The 16,540-nt window shown below is 65.2% G+C and carries 19 protein-coding genes and 1 pseudogene; 14 read left to right on the top strand and 6 right to left on the bottom strand.

Annotated elements, in window-relative coordinates; translation table 11 throughout:
* Positions 1-97: 97 nt before the first annotated feature.
* The 3 genes from Q7U29_RS16985 to Q7U29_RS16975 all read right to left on the bottom strand — a co-directional run bounded on the left by Q7U29_RS16985 (position 98) and on the right by Q7U29_RS16975 (position 2,802).
* Positions 98-583: a DUF992 domain-containing protein gene (locus tag Q7U29_RS16985; protein WP_304743409.1), complete on the bottom strand. Its 486-nt coding sequence runs from the start codon at positions 581-583 to the stop codon at positions 98-100.
* 291 nt (positions 584-874) lie between these two features.
* Entirely contained in the window at positions 875-1,396 is a 522-nt protein-coding gene (locus tag Q7U29_RS16980; RefSeq protein WP_304743407.1) for a DUF992 domain-containing protein, read from the bottom strand.
* Positions 1,397-1,599: 203 nt separating this feature from the next.
* Positions 1,600-2,802, bottom strand: a complete 1,203-nt coding sequence (locus Q7U29_RS16975) for a pyridoxal phosphate-dependent aminotransferase (RefSeq protein WP_304743405.1) — start codon at positions 2,800-2,802, stop codon at positions 1,600-1,602.
* A 194-nt stretch (positions 2,803-2,996) separates the two neighbouring features.
* Here Q7U29_RS16975 and Q7U29_RS16970 point away from each other — a divergent pair, with 194 nt between their 5' ends.
* The 5 genes from Q7U29_RS16970 (at position 2,997) to Q7U29_RS16950 (ending at position 7,266) form a co-directional block, all read left to right on the top strand.
* The gene (locus tag Q7U29_RS16970) at positions 2,997-4,256 is read left to right on the top strand and encodes a glycosyltransferase family 87 protein (RefSeq protein ID WP_304743404.1); all 1,260 of its coding nucleotides are present in this window, start codon (positions 2,997-2,999) and stop codon (positions 4,254-4,256) included.
* A gap of 193 nt (positions 4,257-4,449) precedes the next feature.
* Complete coding sequence (locus tag Q7U29_RS16965; RefSeq protein ID WP_304743402.1) at positions 4,450-5,109, top strand: glutathione S-transferase family protein; 660 nt, start codon at positions 4,450-4,452, stop codon at positions 5,107-5,109.
* A gap of 146 nt (positions 5,110-5,255) precedes the next feature.
* On the top strand, positions 5,256-5,432 hold the full coding sequence (locus tag Q7U29_RS16960) for a hypothetical protein (protein ID WP_304743400.1): 177 nt from the start codon (positions 5,256-5,258) through the stop codon (positions 5,430-5,432).
* 78 nt (positions 5,433-5,510) lie between these two features.
* Entirely contained in the window at positions 5,511-6,680 is a 1,170-nt protein-coding gene (locus tag Q7U29_RS16955; RefSeq protein ID WP_370691771.1) for a PQQ-dependent sugar dehydrogenase, read from the top strand.
* Positions 6,681-6,768: 88 nt separating this feature from the next.
* A complete protein-coding gene (locus Q7U29_RS16950) occupies positions 6,769-7,266 on the top strand; it encodes a hypothetical protein (RefSeq protein WP_304743399.1) in 498 nt (165 codons plus the stop codon).
* 185 nt (positions 7,267-7,451) lie between these two features.
* On the opposite strand, the gene Q7U29_RS16945 is transcribed toward Q7U29_RS16950, so the two are convergent.
* A complete protein-coding gene (locus Q7U29_RS16945; protein ID WP_304743397.1) occupies positions 7,452-8,246 on the bottom strand; it encodes an enoyl-CoA hydratase/isomerase family protein in 795 nt (264 codons plus the stop codon).
* 113 nt (positions 8,247-8,359) lie between these two features.
* On the opposite strand from Q7U29_RS16945, the gene Q7U29_RS16940 reads away from it, so the two are divergent.
* Both Q7U29_RS16940 and Q7U29_RS16935 read left to right on the top strand, forming a co-directional pair.
* On the top strand, positions 8,360-9,289 hold the full coding sequence (locus Q7U29_RS16940; protein WP_304743396.1) for a glycine reductase: 930 nt from the start codon (positions 8,360-8,362) through the stop codon (positions 9,287-9,289).
* 247 nt (positions 9,290-9,536) lie between these two features.
* Positions 9,537-10,730, top strand: coding sequence for a CaiB/BaiF CoA-transferase family protein (locus Q7U29_RS16935; RefSeq protein ID WP_304743394.1), 1,194 nt, complete (start codon positions 9,537-9,539; stop codon positions 10,728-10,730).
* A 171-nt stretch (positions 10,731-10,901) separates the two neighbouring features.
* Here Q7U29_RS16935 and Q7U29_RS16930 read toward each other — a convergent pair whose 3' ends face one another.
* Positions 10,902-11,267, bottom strand: a complete 366-nt coding sequence (locus tag Q7U29_RS16930) for a DMT family protein (protein ID WP_304743393.1) — start codon at positions 11,265-11,267, stop codon at positions 10,902-10,904.
* Positions 11,268-11,474: 207 nt separating this feature from the next.
* On the opposite strand from Q7U29_RS16930, the gene Q7U29_RS16925 reads away from it, so the two are divergent.
* From Q7U29_RS16925 to Q7U29_RS16895, 7 genes are all read left to right on the top strand, one after another.
* The gene (locus Q7U29_RS16925; protein ID WP_304743392.1) at positions 11,475-12,293 is read left to right on the top strand and encodes a PAS-domain containing protein; all 819 of its coding nucleotides are present in this window, start codon (positions 11,475-11,477) and stop codon (positions 12,291-12,293) included.
* 118 nt (positions 12,294-12,411) lie between these two features.
* Complete coding sequence (locus tag Q7U29_RS16920) at positions 12,412-12,873, top strand: GNAT family N-acetyltransferase (RefSeq protein WP_304743390.1); 462 nt, start codon at positions 12,412-12,414, stop codon at positions 12,871-12,873.
* 275 nt (positions 12,874-13,148) lie between these two features.
* Positions 13,149-14,108: a 1-acyl-sn-glycerol-3-phosphate acyltransferase gene (locus tag Q7U29_RS16915; protein WP_304743389.1), complete on the top strand. Its 960-nt coding sequence runs from the start codon at positions 13,149-13,151 to the stop codon at positions 14,106-14,108.
* Positions 14,003-14,944, top strand: coding sequence for an aldo/keto reductase (locus Q7U29_RS16910; protein ID WP_304743387.1), 942 nt, complete (start codon positions 14,003-14,005; stop codon positions 14,942-14,944). Before Q7U29_RS16915 ends, Q7U29_RS16910 begins: the two co-directional genes overlap by 106 nt.
* Positions 14,945-15,145, top strand: coding sequence for a cysteine-rich CWC family protein (locus tag Q7U29_RS16905; RefSeq protein WP_304743385.1), 201 nt, complete (start codon positions 14,945-14,947; stop codon positions 15,143-15,145).
* Positions 15,146-15,220: 75 nt separating this feature from the next.
* Positions 15,221-15,493 (top strand): hypothetical protein, encoded by a 273-nt coding sequence (locus Q7U29_RS16900; RefSeq protein WP_304743383.1) that lies wholly within the window; start codon positions 15,221-15,223, stop codon positions 15,491-15,493.
* Between the two features lie 2 nt (positions 15,494-15,495).
* Positions 15,496-16,140 carry a nitroreductase family protein gene (locus Q7U29_RS16895; protein ID WP_304743382.1) on the top strand — a complete coding sequence of 215 codons (645 nt, stop codon included), beginning with the start codon at positions 15,496-15,498 and terminating at the stop codon, positions 16,138-16,140.
* Between the two features lie 5 nt (positions 16,141-16,145).
* Here the strand turns inward: Q7U29_RS16895 and Q7U29_RS16890 are convergent.
* Positions 16,146-16,540: pseudogene (locus Q7U29_RS16890) on the bottom strand (TetR family transcriptional regulator); the annotation flags it as partial.

Below are 16,540 nucleotides of genomic sequence, written 5' to 3'. Positions count from 1 at the left end.
AGCGTTAGCGAAGCAATCCAGCTTTACTTCAGCAAAGCTGGATTGCTTCGTCGCAAGAGCTCCTCGCAATGACGGCGAGGGTGAGCGCTCTGGTTCCTCACCTGCCCGGTCGCAGCTCCAGGCTCTCCAGTCCCGCCGCGATGCTGATGCCGACCTGGCCCTGCAGGCTGAGCGGCTGCAATGCGATGGTATTGTTGGAGCCGCCGACCAGCAGATTGCCGCCGGCGCCGACGCCGAGCGTGGCACTGCCCTGCACGCCGGCGTAATTGCCGGCGAGATCGCCGGGACCGAGCCGTGCCACCGGCGCGAACACGCCCCAGGCCAGCGCCGATTCCTGGGTGATGCCGAGATCGAGGCCGACTTTACGGATGGTCGCGACATAGCGGTCTTCCGGCAGGCCTTCGGCGCGCAGCACGCAGCCGAGATTGGTCACCGAGCCCACGATGAAGCCGACGCTGGCGCCGCCGCGGCATTCGAGGATTCCGACCTGCACGCGCTGCATCGGCTGCTGCGCCTGGGCGGCGGCGGAAGTCGCGACCAGCACGGTCGCGGCGAGGCCGGCAAGGATGGTGGAACGGGGCATGGGGAAGTCTCCGGCTGAAAGATGTGATGCGAGCAGGAACGAGGCGCGCGCTGCTGCCCTGGCGCGCGGAACTCTATGACACAACGGCGGTGGCGGTGCCAGATTTTGCCGCCGAACGGCACGCGATGGAAAGGCTTCGTCATGCCCGGGCTTGTCCCGGGCATCCACGACCTCCGTTTCATTCAAAGCAAAGGAAGACGTGGATGGCCGGGACAGGCCCGGCCATGACGAGGAACAAAAAAGAGGCCCGCTTTCGCAGGCCTCTTCGTTTGCAGTCGTAGCGCTCAGTCCTCAGCCGTGACGGCGATGCTTGTGATGCCGGTGATGCTTGCCGCCGCGGCCGAACCGGACCGGCTCCAGCTGGATATCCGCAACCCCGGCCGCGACGTTCAGGCCGGTCTGGCCCTGCACGCTGACCGGCTGCAGCGCGTAGGGATTTTCCGGACCGCCGACCAGGAAATTGCCGCCGAAGCCGACGCCGACCGAGGCGTTGGCGCCGACGCCGCCATAATTGCCGGCGAGGTCGCCGCGTCCCACCCGCCTTGTGGGCGCGTTCACCGCCCAGAGCAGCCGGGTCTGGTCGGTGAAGCCGAGATCGACGCCGTAGCGGCGAACGGTCGCGAGGTAGGGTTCGGGACGGCGGCCCTCGCTCTGGAACACGCATTGGAATGACGTGACCGAGCCGACCACGAAGCCGACATTCTGGCCGCCCTGGCATTGCAGCAGGCCGGCGCGCACCTGCGACTGTGCGCTGGCGCCGGCGATCGAAACGCCGAGTGCGGCGATCGCAAGGGTAAGTGTTGAAACTCGCATCAATCTGATCTCCGCTGACTGTGTTTGCGGAGCTACGAGAAGAAAATGCCTTGTCGAAAAGAAGAAAGCGCCTTGTCCGAAACAAGGCGCTTCCCGGAAACCGACATCAAACCGTCACGGCTTCGACGGCGAAGTGATTTGACACGCCTTTTTTTGACGCGTTTTCTTCACGCGAACCGGCGGCCACTTCGCTCGAAAACGCTTTACCTGAGATTGCCGCAAAAGCGCTGGATGCGTTTGCAGGCCTCTTCCAGATCCGACGTCTTGGTGGCGTAGGAAATCCGGAACGCCGGGCCGAGCCCGAACGCCGAACCATGCACCACCGCGACGCCTTCGTTCTCCAGCAGCTCGGTGACGAAGTCCTCGTCGTTGGCGATCACCTTGCCGGACGGCGAGGTCTTGCCGATGGTGCCGGCGCAGGACGGATAGACATAGAACGCGCCTTCCGGCCGCGGGCAGTCGAGGCCGCTGGCCTGGTTCAGCATCGCCACCGCGAGATCGCGCCGCTCCTTGAACACCTTGTTGTTCAGGGGGATGAAATCCTGCGGCCCGTTGAGCGCCTCGACCGAGGCCCATTGCGAGATCGAACACGGGTTCGAGGTCGACTGCGACTGGATGGTCTGCATCGCCTTGATCAGTTCGGCGGGGCCGCCGGCATAGCCGATGCGCCAGCCGGTCATGCAATAGGCTTTTGAAACGCCATTCACCGTCAGGGTGCGGTCATACAGCCTGGGTTCGACCTGCGCCGGCGTGGTAAAGACGAAATCGTCATAGACCAGGTGCTCGTACATGTCGTCGGTCATCACCCAGACATGCGGATGCTTCACCAGCACGTCGGTGATCGCCTTCAGTTCGGCGCGGGTATAGGCGGCGCCGGTCGGGTTCGACGGCGAGCACAGGATGATCCATTTGGTCTTCGGCGTGATCGCCTTTTCCAGCGCCTCCGGCTTCAGCTTGAAGCCGTCGGCCGCGGTGCAGATGACAGGCACGGATTCGCCGCCGGCCAGCGCCACCATTTCCGGATAGCTCACCCAATAGGGCGCGGGAATGATGACCTCGTCGCCCGGATTGATGGTGGCCATCAGCGCGTTGTAGAGCACCTGCTTGCCGCCGGTGCCGACGATGATCTGGTTCGGCTTGTAGGTCAGGCCGTTCTCGCGCTGAAACTTGGCGATGATCGCCTCCTTCAGCTCGGGAATGCCGCCGACGTCGGTATATTTGGTCTTGCCGGCCTCGATGGCGTGGATCGCCGCCAGCTTGATGTTGGCGGGCGTGTCGAAGTCGGGCTCGCCGGCGCCGAGGCCGATGACGTTGCGGCCTGCCGCTTTCAGCGCGCGTGCTTTATCCGTGACCGCGATCGTCGCGGACGGCTTCACACGGTCGAGCGCAGCGGACAGGAAAGGCATCATCGTCTCCTTGCAGGCGTGGTGAATCCACGGGTGAGGTCACACCGATCCACGACTCGTCTTGTTGGGATCGAGGCACCCTAAAGCGCGATACGCCGCATCGCAAGAAGCTTGGGCCGATGCGGCCAAACTTTAGGGAACGTTAAAACGGCCCGGCTAGGGTCGCGCAATATTCATACAATTTCTGCGGCAAAATGACTCATATCTGGCAAGGCTTCTGGCGCGGGTTGCGATCCGGCGCGTGGCTGACTCCGGCGCGCGCGCGCGGCTACAGCCTGATCCTGCTCGGCGTCTGCGCCGTGGCGATATCGGGCTGGATCGCGCTGTCGGACGGCCTGATCGACCGCAACGGCAAGCCTGTCGGCACCGACTTTTCCAATGTCTATGCCGCAGGCACGCTGACCTGGCAGGGCCGGCCCGCGGACGCCTATGTGCCTGCCCTGCAGCACGCCGCCGAAAAGGCCGTATTCGGCGGCCGCGAGGTGCCGTTCTATGGCTGGCACTACCCGCCTTTCTTCTTCGCGGTCGCCGTACTGGTCGCCGCGGTTCCCTATGCCTTCGGCCTTGCGATCTGGCTCGTGGCAAGCCTTGCCGCCTATCTGGCGGTCATGCGCGCGATCCTGCCGCGCCCGGAAACCTGGCTGATCGCGGCAGCCTTTCCCGCCGTGGTCGTCAATATCGGCCACGGCCAGAACGGATTTCTCACCGCGGCCCTGCTCGGCGGCGCGCTGCACCTGCTCGATCGAAGGCCCTGGCTCGCGGGCGTGCTGATCGGCTGCCTCGCCTACAAGCCGCAATTCGGCGTGTTGATTCCGGTGGCGCTGCTCGCCGGTGGTCGCTGGAGCACCATCGCCGCCGCGGCGGCCACCGTGGCGGCGCTGGTCGCCGTCAGTTTTGCCACGCTCGGCGGCGGCGTCTGGCACGCCTTCGCGGATTCCATGACCTTCACGCAGACCGTGGTGCTCGAACAGGGCGGCACCGGCTGGGAGAAGATACAATCGATTTTTTCCGCGGCGCGGATGTGGGGCGCCAGCGTACCTGCAGCCTATGCCGCGCAGATCGCGCTGGCGATCATGCTCGCGGCATGTCTGGCGTGGCTGTGGCGAAGCAACGCCGCCTTCGAACTGAAGGCCTCGGCGCTGGCGAGCGGCAGCCTGCTCGCCACACCCTACGTGCTCGATTACGATCTGGTGGTGCTTGCGGTCGCGATCGCCTGGCTCGCGCGCCATGGACTCCGCCGCGGTTTCGAACCGTTCGAAATCAGCCTGCTGGCCGCGGCGTGGCTGGTTCCACTGCTGTCGCGCGGCGTCGCCGGAGCGAGCGGGATACCGCTTGGCCTCGTGGTGTTGCTGCTGACTTTCGCTTGCACCATGCGGCGCGCGGTCCGGGATCGCGGTGGCGACCGGGATCGCAAAGAACCCATGAGAACGCCGAAAAGAATAGCGCAGGCGTGATCTGAATTGTTAACGCGCGCTGGCAGGATTTTCTGCGCGGTTGCAGTGCAATAGAGGTTTTCTACCTTTTCCAGCGCGCGGGCCTTGCGACACAACCGCAACGGCATCATTGTTTAGCCGCGTTGCGGCGCGACAAGGCCTCGCACGACGGTCGCACGGCCGCGAACGAAATTGAACTCGAACTGATTTGAAGATGTACAAGCTCTATTCGATGCAGCGCTCCGGCAACAGCTACAAGGTCCGCCTTGCGCTGGCGCTGTTGAATGCGCCCTACCGCGCCATCGAAGTCGACATCCTGCGCGGCGAGAGCCGCACGCCGGAATTTCTCGCGAAAAATCCCTCGGGACAGGTGCCGCTGCTGGAAGTCGCGGAAGGACGCTATCTCGCCGAATCCAACGCCATCCTCTGGTACGTCGCCGGCGGCACCCCGCTGGCGCCGGAATCGCGGATCGAACGCGCCGAGGCGCTGCAGTGGATGTTCTTCGAGCAGCACGCGCTGGAGCCGAATATCGGTGCGGCCTATTTCTGGCTGGCGCTGGTCAAGGGCGGCCGCGACCTGCAGACCCACGCGCTGGAAGACTGGATGGAGCGCGGCTATGCCGCGCTGCAGGTGATGGAAAACCACCTCAAGACCCACGAGTATTTTGCCGCGGGACAGCTGACCGTCGCCGACATCGCGATGTACGGCTACACCCATGTCGCCGACCGCTGCGACTTCGACCTCGCGACCTTCCCCGCCATCCGCACCTGGCTGCGGCGAGTCGAGCAGACCCAGGGCTTCGTCCCCATGGACTGGCAGCCGGGCGCCGCCGATTCCGAGGTCGACGCGCCCGGCATCGCGGCAGAGGCTTGAAACGGCACGAATAGCGGGCATAACCCGGCCTTTCGCCGTCATTTTGCCATGTTCAGAGACAGAACCGCCGCAATATTGCCCGCGATTGTTGCGAGATTCCAAGATGTTGGGCGATTCGGTCGCCCGCTGATTCAGGGATTTCGACCATGACCCGGTCGTCCGGCGCCCTCGGCTTTGACTGCCGCTCCGCGCCAGTCGCATTGTCCAGACTGACCCACGTCGTCGCCAGCCGCCTGGCCATTGGCGGGCTGTCATTGTGCCTGATCGTGGCGCTCACGGTGCTGTCGATCGAGGTCGCCACGGCGATGCCCGTTCCGGCGTAACGCTAAATCCCCGGTGCAGGCCAAAGGCGTCCCAGCATCTCAAACTGCCAGCGATGATGTCATCGCGATCGGGCAATCATGAACGTGACTAAGACTCCAATGGTCCTCGTGACGGCGTCGCTGACGGTTGCGATCGTATTGACGGCGACGTTCCTGATCGTCACCTCCACGCGCGGCGAAAATACCTCGTTCGCGTCGTCGGCGGGACAGCTCGACGTCCAGACCGTCGCCAGCGGCCTGGTCAATCCATGGGCGCTGGCGTTCCTGCCCGGCGGCCGCATGCTGGTGACCGAGCGCGCCGGCCGTATGCGCATCGTCACGCCGGAAGGCCAGGTTTCGCCGCCGCTGAAAGGCGTGCCCGAGGTCTGGGCCTCGGGCCAGGGCGGATTGCTCGACGTCGTCACCGACAAGGCCTACGCACAGAACAAGACCATCTACTTCTGCTACGCCGAGCGCACCGCCGGCGGCGGCCGCACCGCCGTGGCGCGTGCCAGACTGAACGACGGCAGCGGCCGGCTCGACGAGACGAAAGTCATCTTCCGGCAGGAGGGACCGTTGTCGTCGGGCAATCATTATGGCTGCCGCATCGCGCAGGCCGGCGACGGCAACCTGTTCGTCACGCTGGGCGACCATTACAGCGCCCGCGACGAGGCGCAGAATCTCGGCAATCACATCGGCAAGCTGATCCGGATCGCGCCCGATGGCTCGGCGCCGGCGGACAATCCGTTCGTCGGCCGCAGCGATGCAAAACCGGAAATCTGGAGTTATGGCCACCGCAACCAGCAGGGCCTCGCGATCGATCCGGCCACCGGCGACCTCTGGGAAAGCGAGCACGGCCCGCGCGGCGGCGACGAGATCAACCTCGTCGGCAAGGGCAAAAACTACGGCTGGCCGGCGATCGGCTACGGCATCGATTACAGCGGCGTGAAGATCCACGAGGCCGCCGCCAGGGACGGCATGGAGCAGCCGTTAAAATACTGGGTGCCGTCGATCGCCCCGTCCGGCCTGGCGTTCTATTCCGCAAAACTGTTTCCGAAATGGACCGGCAGCCTGTTCACCGGCGCGCTGGCGGGCAAGATGCTGGTGCGGCTGCAGCTCAGCGGCCACACCGTGACCTCGGAGGAACGGCTGCTGCCCAACCTCAACGAACGCATCCGCGACGTGCGGCAGGGCCCCGACGGCGCGCTGTGGCTTTTGACGGATAGTTCGGCCGGACGAATCCTGCGGGTGTCGCCGTCGGCGAAATGAGGCCGCCTGACCTGAACGCACGAGCCGCTGAGTGCGACCAAGGTTCGGGTCGCTCTTCCGGCGGCCGCGAACCGGCACACGGCGCATCATGGATCGGCGTCACTTCGTTTTCGGCATCGGGGCGGCCGCGGCGTTTTCGAGCGTCGCGCGCGACGGCCATGCCGAATGCGGCGAGCTGACCGCAGTCGAATTCGTCAGAGAGCTCTATGAGAAGCAGGCGCGATTGCACGCCGCCAAGGCACCGCTCTCCCAGGAGGAATTCCACGCGCTGTTTTCCAGCGACCTGCGCCAACTGATGCAGGCGCCCCGGCGCATTCAGAGCAACGCGCCGATCGGCCCGCTGCTGAATGCCTTCTTCGGCTGGGGCGTGCTGCCCGGGACCGAGGTGACGATCGGCAAGATCACGCTGGTTTCCGGCAACTACGAAGGTCCGGCCACCGTCGGCATCGACCTCAACTATCGCGGCGAGAGCCACAGGATTCTGGTGCATGCCGTGCGCGAGAAGGAAGTGTGGCTGGTCGCCAACATCATCCATGATTCCGGCAAGAGCCTGGTAGCGCATTATCGCGGCATCACCGGGCGCTGATGCTCCTAGTACCTGGAATCATAAATCAGTACTGCTGCCCATCCTTCGAGACGGCCACTTCGTGGCCTCCTCAGGATGAGGTAAACTTGTTGAAACACAACAACCTCATGCCGAGGAGCGAGCGTCGCGAGCGTCTCGAAGCATGGGCAGCAAGCGACTCACCGATCTTGCATCGTCGGTACTAGTCACTCCCCCCGAAACACCGGCTTGCGCTTCTCGTTGAACGCCAGCACGCCTTCGCGGCGGTCGGCGGTGGGGACCAGGCGATTGTAGGCCTCGATTTCGAATGCGAGGCCATCCGACAATGACATCTGCAGGCCGAGGTGAATCGCCTGTTTGGCTTGCCGCACCGCGATCGGTCCGTTGCCGGCGATACGCCCGGCGATTTCGAGCGTGGCCTTCAGAAGATCGGCGGGTTCGACCACGCGATTGACCAGCCCCCAGGCTTCCGCATCGGCGGCGCTAAACGGCAGCCCCGACAGGATCAACTCCTTGGCGCGCCGCTCGCCGACGGCCCGCGCGAGGTTCTGGGTGCCGCCGGTTCCCGGCATGATGCCGAGCGTCACCTCGGTCAGGGCAAAGCGGGCATGGGTGGCGGCGTAGACAAAATCCGACGCCGCCGCGATCTCGCAGCCGCCGCCATAGGCCGCGCCATTGACGGCCGCGATCAGCGGGACCGGGCACGCCATCAGCGCCCGCGCCATCCGCTCGAAGATCAGATGCTGCCCCTGCCATTCTGCGTCGGTCATGCCGTTGCGCTCTTTGAGGTCGCCGCCGGCGCAGAATGCCTTGTCGCCGCTGCCGGTGATGATGACGGCGCGCAGGCCCTGCAGGTCGACCGAAAATTTTTCGAACACTTCCACCAGATCGAGGCCCATCCTGGTATTCAGCGCGTTGGACGCCTCGGGCCGGTTCAGCGTGACCAGCAGGATGTGATCGTCAGGACGAGCCACATGGATGGTCTCGAAATCGGCGCGCATCGCATTCTCCCTTGGCGAACTTAAGAGATCACTTCTTGACCTGAAACGGGCTATCTCTAGTCTGGCCGAAGGTCGATTGATAATCTAACGGTGGAAACGCGGAAGGACAAAACATGCCGGGCTCGCTCGATGACCAACTTGGCTTTGCGCCCGATTATGATTCCCCGATTCCCTATATGCAGCGGACCCGCGACTACTACACCGCGATCGGCTACACCACGCCTTATCGCTGGGCACACCATGTCGATGCGCCGTTCCAGCCGCTGAAGAAGCCGCTGGCGCAGTCGCGCGTCACCATCATCACCACCGCAGCCCCCTATGATCCCGCCAAGGGCGATCAGGGTCCCGGTGCGGCCTACAATGGCGGCGCCAAATTCTACCAGGTCTATGACGGCGACACCTCGCAGCCGCACGATTTGCGCATCTCGCATATCGGCTATGACCGCAAGCACACGTCAGCGACCGACAGCGGCAGCTGGTTTCCGCTGCCGCAACTGCTGCAGGCCAAGGCCTCGGGACGGATCGGCGAGGTCGCGCCGCGCTTCTTCGGCGCGCCGACCAACCGCAGCCACCGGGTCACCATCGAGGTCGATGCCCCCGAGATCCTCGCCCGTTGCCTCGCCGACAAGGTCGATGTCGCCGTGCTGGTGCCGAACTGCCCGGTCTGCCACCAGACTTCCGCGCTGGTGGCCCGTCATCTCGAAGCCAATGGCATTTCGACCGTGGTGATGGGATGCGCCAAGGACATCGTCGAGCACGCGGCGGTGCCGCGTTTCCTGTTCTCCGATTTCCCGCTCGGCAATTCCGCCGGCAGGCCGCACGACGTTGCCTCGCAGGCAGAGACGCTCGAACTGGCGCTGCGCCTGCTGGAGACGGCCTTCGGCGCCCGCACCACGGTACAGTCGCCGCTGCGCTGGAGCGCGGATGCCTCCTGGAAACTCGACTACAACAACATCGCGCAGATGAGCCCGGAAGAACTGGCGCGACGCCGCGCCGAATTCGACAAGCAAAAAGAGATCGCGCGCGGCAACCGCGCGGCGTGATTGGGATCGCAATCGTCACAGCCGTCATTGCGAGCGATGCGTAGCAATCCTTGACTCGTATACGAGCGGCATGGATGGCTTTGTCCTCCGCCACAACAAGAGTGTCGTCGCCCGGCTTGACCGGGCGTTCCAGTACGCCGCGGCGTCTCGGCGTCATCGCTGACGTCTCTGGAATACTGGGTCGCCCGGTCAAGCCGGGCGATGACAGCGGTGTTTGCTTTCATCCGAATTCCAGGAGGACGTCCAAGTGACCCGACCGTTCGAAGGCGTGAAGATTCTCGACTTCACGCAGGTGCTGGCCGGCCCCTATGCGAGCTACCAGCTCGCGCTGCTCGGCGCCGATGTCATCAAGGTGGAGCGCCGCGAGGGCGAGGACATGCGCCGCACCCCGCTGAGCCGCGAATGGGCCGATCGCGGCCTCGCCCCGGGCTGGCAGGCGATCAACGGCAACAAGCGCAGCCTGACGCTCGACCTCTCGAAGCCGGAGGCGATCGCCATCGTCAAACAGCTCGCGGCATTGGCCGACGTGGTGATGGAAAACTTCCGTCCCGGCGTGATGGACCGGCTCGGGATCGGCTATGCCGCGCTGTCGGAGATCAACCCGAAACTGATCTATTGCGCCGTCTCGGGTTTCGGGCAGACCGGCCCGGAACGATCGGGCGCCGGCTATGACGGCAAGATCCAGGCGCTGTCGGGCATCATGGCGATCACCGGCCATGAGGAGACCGGGCCGACGCGCGCCGGTTTTGCCGTTTGCGACGTGCTGTCGGGGGCGACCGCCGCGTTCGGCATCTCCAGCGCGCTGTTCCAGCGCACCCATACCGGCAAGGGCCAGCTGGTCGACGTCTCCATGCTGGAGGCGTCGCTGGCGTTCCTGTCGGGACAGGTGGCGGACTACACCGTCGCCGGCCACCGTCAGCAACTCTCGGGCAACCAGGCCGTCAGCCGCCGGTCGACCGCCAATCTGTTCAAGGCGGGCGACGGCTATCTGCTGCTCGCCGTCAACAGCGAGAAGCAATACCGCGCGCTGATGACCGCCCTCGGCCGCGCCGGCGCGCTGGAAGACCCGCGCTTCGCCGACTGGTTCGCACGGCAGGAAAACGAGCCGGCGCTGCGCGCCATCATCGAGCAGGCGCTTGCGAAAAAGGACCCGCGCGAGTGGGAGAAGATTCTGGAGGCGGCGGGCGCGCCCTGCGCCAGCATCTGGAAGATCGAGGAGGTGATCGATCACCCGCAGATCGCGGCGCGCGGCGCCATTCAGGAGATCGATACGCCCTATGGCCGGCTGCGCTTCGCTGGCTCCGGTTTCAAGCTCGCCCATGGCGGCGGCCGGCTCGATACCATGGCGCCCGAACTCAGCGCCCACACCGACGAGGTGCTGGCCTCGCTCGGCTACGGCGCCGAGGCGATCGCGGATTTGCGCGCGCGCGAAGTGGTGTGAGCTCGCGTCGTCCCTGCGAACGCAGGGACCCATAACCCCGGTCATCTGATGCGAGGGTGCCGTGGTTCAACAATCCGCTAACATCAACTGCAGTATCGACAGCACGGCGTATGGGTCCCTGCGTTCGCAGGGACGACGTCTCTGATAGGTCCGTGCCCGTACGCGCCCCCCTCACCACTTGTGAAAAATGAAAAACGCCCCCGCCGCGATCAGGGCAAAACCCAGTCCGTGGTTCCAGCCCAGCGGCTCCTTCAGGTACAGCACCGAGAAGGCGGCGAACACCACCAGCGTGATCACCTCCTGCATGGTCTTGAGCTGCGCCGCCGAATAGACCGCGCTGCCCCAGCGGTTGGCCGGCACCGCGAGCCAGTATTCGAAGAATGCGATGCCCCAGCTCACCAGCACGACGGCCGGCAGCCAGCTCTCCTTGAACTTGAGATGGCCGTACCAGGCAAAGGTCATGAAGACGTTGGAGGCGAACAGCATCAGGATCGGCAAGACGTGTGGTGACAAGACCTGCGGCGAAATGGTGGGCATGAATATCCTTCCGAAATGTCCGCGGCTCAAACCATCAGGTCGCAAGCCGGATCCTCCATCAATCGAATATCATTTGATTCAAGCGTTCGGAAATCCGCATCGGCCGGATCAACCGCTTTTTAGGCATGGCACGGGAAATTTCACCGCTGTTGCAGCCATGCGTCATGCTGCGGCCGTTATCCCTCGTGGCAACGAGAGCGAGCGAGCATGCCCTTCGACTGGCGCGCACTTTCCGGTCCGGTTCTGACGGCAGCGACGGCGGTGGTCGCCTTCCTGGTGGACCGCACGCTGGTTGCCGTTCCCAATCCCGCGCCGCTGTTCGTCTGCATCGTGGCTTTCGCGGCCTCGCTCTCCGGCACTGCCTCCGGGCTGACCAGCGCCGTCATTGCCGTGGTTTCGTCGGCGCTGTTCTTCCTCAACCAACGCGCCACGCCCGGCTACGACATGTCGGATCTGGCCCGCATGCTGCTGCTGGCGATCACCGCGGCCGGCACCGCCGTCATGACAGGCCATTTGCGCCAGAAATGGATCGACGCCTTCGCCTCGCAGCGCCGGCATCACGCCACCGCGGAACGGCTGCGGGCGGCGCTCGACCAGGTCGACATCGGCATCGTGCTGCTCGATGCCGACACCCGCGCCGAATTCATCAACCGCGCCTTCCGCCATTATTTTTCGCTTCCCGACGAAAAGGCCGACTCCAGGCCGCCCTTCATCGCGCTGATGTATCACGGCCGCGATACCGGCGCCTTCGAACTACCGGAGGACGAGCTGAGCCACTTCATCGCGCAGCGCACCGAGATGATGCGGTCGGGCGATTCGACGCCGATCAACATCAAGCTCACGGACGGAGAGGTGCTGCGGTTCAGCTGCACCGCATTGCCGGACGGCGGGCGAATGCTGAGCTATACGCCGGTGACCGACCTGGTCCGCCATACCGACGATCCCGCCGGCGCCGACTACTACCGGTCGCTGCGCGGCGGCGGCGGAGATCGCGACCTCGCCCGGCACCTGCGCGCCGCGGAGTAGGTGCACCGGAACTCCAGCTTTCTCGCCGCGCGATTGATCCCTTGCGGGGTCGCCTGTAGGCTGGGGTTATCAGCCAGCGCGTCGACGACGCCGCCCCTACCCGAACACGGAATCAAGCATGCCCGGCGACGTATCGATTCGCTTTGTCACCCGACAGGACTACGCAAAATGGCTGCCCTTGTGGGACGGCTACAACGCGTTCTACGAGCGGACGGGACCGACCGCGCTCGATCCCGCCATCACCGCGATGACATGGGCGCGCTTCTTCGATGCCTATGAGCCGGTGCACGCCCTCGTCGCCGAGCGCGACGGCGAATTGCTCGGGCTGGTGCATTATCTGTTTCACCGCTCAACCACCGCCATCGAGCCGACCATCTATCTGCAGGATCTCTTCACCAGCGAAACCGCGCGCGGCAAAGGCGTCGGCCGCGCGCTGATCAACGGCGTCTACGAACAGGCAAGATTGGCCGGATCGCCGCGGGTGTACTGGTTCACTTTCAACACCAACCACACCGCGATGCAGCTGTACGACAAGGTGGCGGAGAAGACCGGCATTGTGGTCTATCGCAAGGTGTTCTGATTGGCGCTCCCCGGATCGGCAGCGCAGCGCGACCGGGTCCGCGCTCCATTCGCAGGCCTGTGGATAAATCCTGCTGTCACCGGGACGTAACAATGCCCGGCTAGGTTCCGCCTGCGCCTGATCAGGGCCCCCCGTCACGGATCATGCGCCCCCAGCGGTCCCCGTCAGTCGCCGCGTCTGACCGGGGCCGCATTTTTTTGTGATACCAGCGGTCGCGCTGTGCATGCCCGCGCAGCGCGATCGCCGCGCCGGTCCCGACTCAACGAACTGACCTCATGATCCGCGCCATTTCCATCCTGCTGGCCTTCATCGTCCTCACTTTGATGCTGCTGCCGTTCCAGCTCGCCAGCATCGTCCTCGGCCTGCGGCTGCAGCGCACCCTCCCGCATTGGTATCATCGCATGCTCTGCGCGCTGATCGGGGTGCGGATTCGCGAAATCGGCGCGCGATCGGCGGATAGCCCCGCGCTGATCCTGTCGAACCATGTCTCCTGGCTCGACATCTGTGTGATATCGGCGCTCTCGCCTGTGGTGTTCGTCGCCAAAAGCGAGGTGGCGGGTTGGCCGGTGTTCGGCTGGCTGGCCCGATTGCAGCGAACCATCTTCATCAACCGTCAGGCCCGGCATCAGACCGGCGCGGCGAGCCGGGAAATCGCCGGCCGCCTGCTCGGCGGCGACGCCGTGGTGCTGTTCGCCGAGGGCACCTCGGGCGACGGCATCCGGGTGCTGCCGTTCCGCTCCTCGCTGGTCGGCGCGGTGCATCACGCGCTCGGCAACTCGCAGCATCGCCACGTCACCGTACAGCCGATGTCGCTGGCCTATCGCAGCCTCGGCGGCGTGCCGATGGGCCGCGGCCTGCGCCAGCGGGTGGCGTGGTACGGCGACGCCGAGTTGATCCCGCATCTGCTGGCCGTGCTGGCCTCGGGCGCGGTCGACGTCACCGTGAGCTGGGGCCAGGCTGTCGCCTGCGACGTCAGCGCGGATCGCAAGGCGATCACCCGCGACGCCGAACAATCGGTGCGGCGCATGACCGCGGCGGCCCTTCGCGGCGCGGCATCGGCGCATCTTGCGGGCCCGGTGCCCGCGGGCCACAATGCGATCCCGCCTCGCGCACTCCACAGGATCGATCCATGCTCATTCGCAATCTCGGCGGCTCCGGCCTGCGTGTCTCCGCCGTCGGCCTTGGCTGCAACAATTTCGGCCAGCGCACCGATCTCGAAACCTCGCGCAAGGTGATCCACAAGGCGATCGACCTCGGCATCACGCTGTTCGATACCGCCGACATCTATGCCGGCATGGGCGGCTCCGAGACTGTCTTGGGCGAAGTGCTCGGCGACCGCCGCAAGGACATCGTGCTGGCGACCAAATACTCCAAGCCGATGAGCAATGACGGCACCAGGCAGGGTGCCTCGCGGCGCTACATCATGTCGGCGGTCGAGGCCAGCCTGAAGCGGCTGAAGACCGACTATATCGACCTCTACCAGCAGCACGATTACGATCCGCTGACGCCGATCGAGGAGAGCTTGCGGGCGCTCGACGACCTCGTGCGGCAGGGCAAGGTGCGCTACCTCGGCAACTCGAACTTCCCGGCCTGGCGCATCGCCGAGGCCGAGCATGTCGCGCGGCAGATCGGCGTCAACCGGTTCGTGTCGTGCCAGGACGAATACAGCCTGGTGATGCGCGACATCGAGAAGGACCTGCTGCCGGCGGCGCAGGAATACAAACTCGGGCTGTTGCCGTTCTTCCCGCTGGCCAGCGGTCTTTTGACCGGCAAGTACCAGCGCGGCGCCGCGGCCCCCGCCGACACCCGTTTCGCCAAGGCGCCCGCGCTGCGCGACCGCTACGTCACGCCGCGCAACGAGGACATCGTCGAGAAGCTGCAGGCTTTTGCGCAGAAGCGCGGCCACATTCTGCTGGAACTGGCGTTCTCCTGGCTGGCGTCGCGGCCCCAGGTATCCAGCGTGATCGCCGGCGCCACCAGCGTCGAGCAGGTCGAGCAGAACGTCAAGGCGATCGGCTGGACGCTGAGCGCGGAAGAGATCGCGGAGGTTGACGGCATCACGAAGGGTTAGATGACACATCGGCCAGAGACCTCCGCCCCGTCCTCGCGCCGCCTCGCCTGCGCCGGCTGCGGCACGGAATTTTCGTGCAGCCTGTCGGGACCGTGCTGGTGCAGCGAGGAAACCGTGCGCCTGCCGATGCCGTCAGACGGCGGCGATTGCCTGTGCCGGGATTGTCTGCGGAAAATAGCGCGCAGCAACCCGCCGGCTTGATCCAGAGCAAGACTCCTCCACTGCTTTGGCGCTTGTTTACGCCACTATTGCACGCGCGCGGAGCGGGAGGTCATCATGTTCGTGGTCCGCCTCAAACGGCCCAATGAGGATTTCGATTTCAAGGCGTTCGCCTCGGGCGACGCCGCGCTTGTCCGCTTCAGGACCGCCCAGCAGATGATGATCGATGGCGAGGTCGAGGATTGCGCGCTGTTCGAGGCGCGTGCAGCCGACGTCGCCGGCGCGATAGCCATGATCAACGAGGGCAATGCTGCGCTGATCGAGGCCAATCTGGACTCCGATGCCCCGGCGCAGGCCGCCGCGCCGACGACGCGCGACAGGAGACCGTGACGATGAACACCCTGACAAAACTGGCGCTCGGCGCGATGGGGCGGTTGCGTCCCAAGCCGGCGCAAGGCGACGCCGTGCCGAAGATTGCGCTGCCGGCTCCCGACAAGACCGGCGGCATGCCGCTGATGGAGGCGATTGCGAAGCGGCGGTCGGAGCGTGAGTTCGCGCGCAAGGAATTGCCGCTGCCGATGCTCTCCAGCCTGTTGTGGGCCGCCAACGGCGTCAACCGCCCGGATGGCGGACGCACCGCGCCTTCGGCGATGCATGCGCAGGAGATCGACATCTATGTCGCACTGCCCTCCGGCGCCTATCTCTACGATGCCGCCGCGAACGAACTGCAGCTGGTCGCGGGCAGCGATCTGCGGCGCGTGACCGGCTATCAGGACTTCGTCGACGAGGCGCCGCTCGACCTCGTCTACGTCGCCGACCACGGGCGCATGATGCTGGTGCCGGTCGCAAGCCGCGAGAGTTTTGCGTCCGCCGCAGCCGGCGCGATCGCGCAAAACGTCTATTTGTTCGCCGCCGGCAACGGACTTTCGACCGTCATCCGCGCCTGGATCGACCGCGAGGCCATCGCCAACGCGCTGGGCCTCGGCCACGACCATCAGGTGCTGCTGTCGCAGACGGTGGGGTTTCCGAAGGGGTGACGACGTCAGGATCTCGCGCTGGCTGGACCGGCGACGGAACGCTTCCGTCGCGCGGACAGTGCAGCCGCCGTCAGGGAACGGGCGGCTTTACCCGCCGTCTCCATGTAGGAGGGATCGCGATGCAGCAGAACGACGGCGAATGATCCGTCCAGCAGCAGCAGGATCTGCCGGGCCAGCAGCAGTCTCTCCCCGATCCCCTCGGCGTCAAAGGTCACGCGCAGCCAGTTTTCGAATTTCTTCTTGTGCGCGGCGCCGATCCTGATCGCGGGATGTCCGGGCATGTTGGCGAGTTCGGCGGACGTGCGCAGGAAACCGCAGCCCTTCCATTTCGGATGCCGCGCCGAGCGGGCGAGGTTGCGAAAGATGGCCTCGACCTTGTCCGGCAATCCGCCTTCGGTCT

It is taken from the genome of Bradyrhizobium sp., from assembly GCF_030654605.1.
Lineage (GTDB): Bacteria > Pseudomonadota > Alphaproteobacteria > Rhizobiales > Xanthobacteraceae > Bradyrhizobium.
This window is presented reverse-complemented; position numbering and strand designations above follow the sequence as displayed.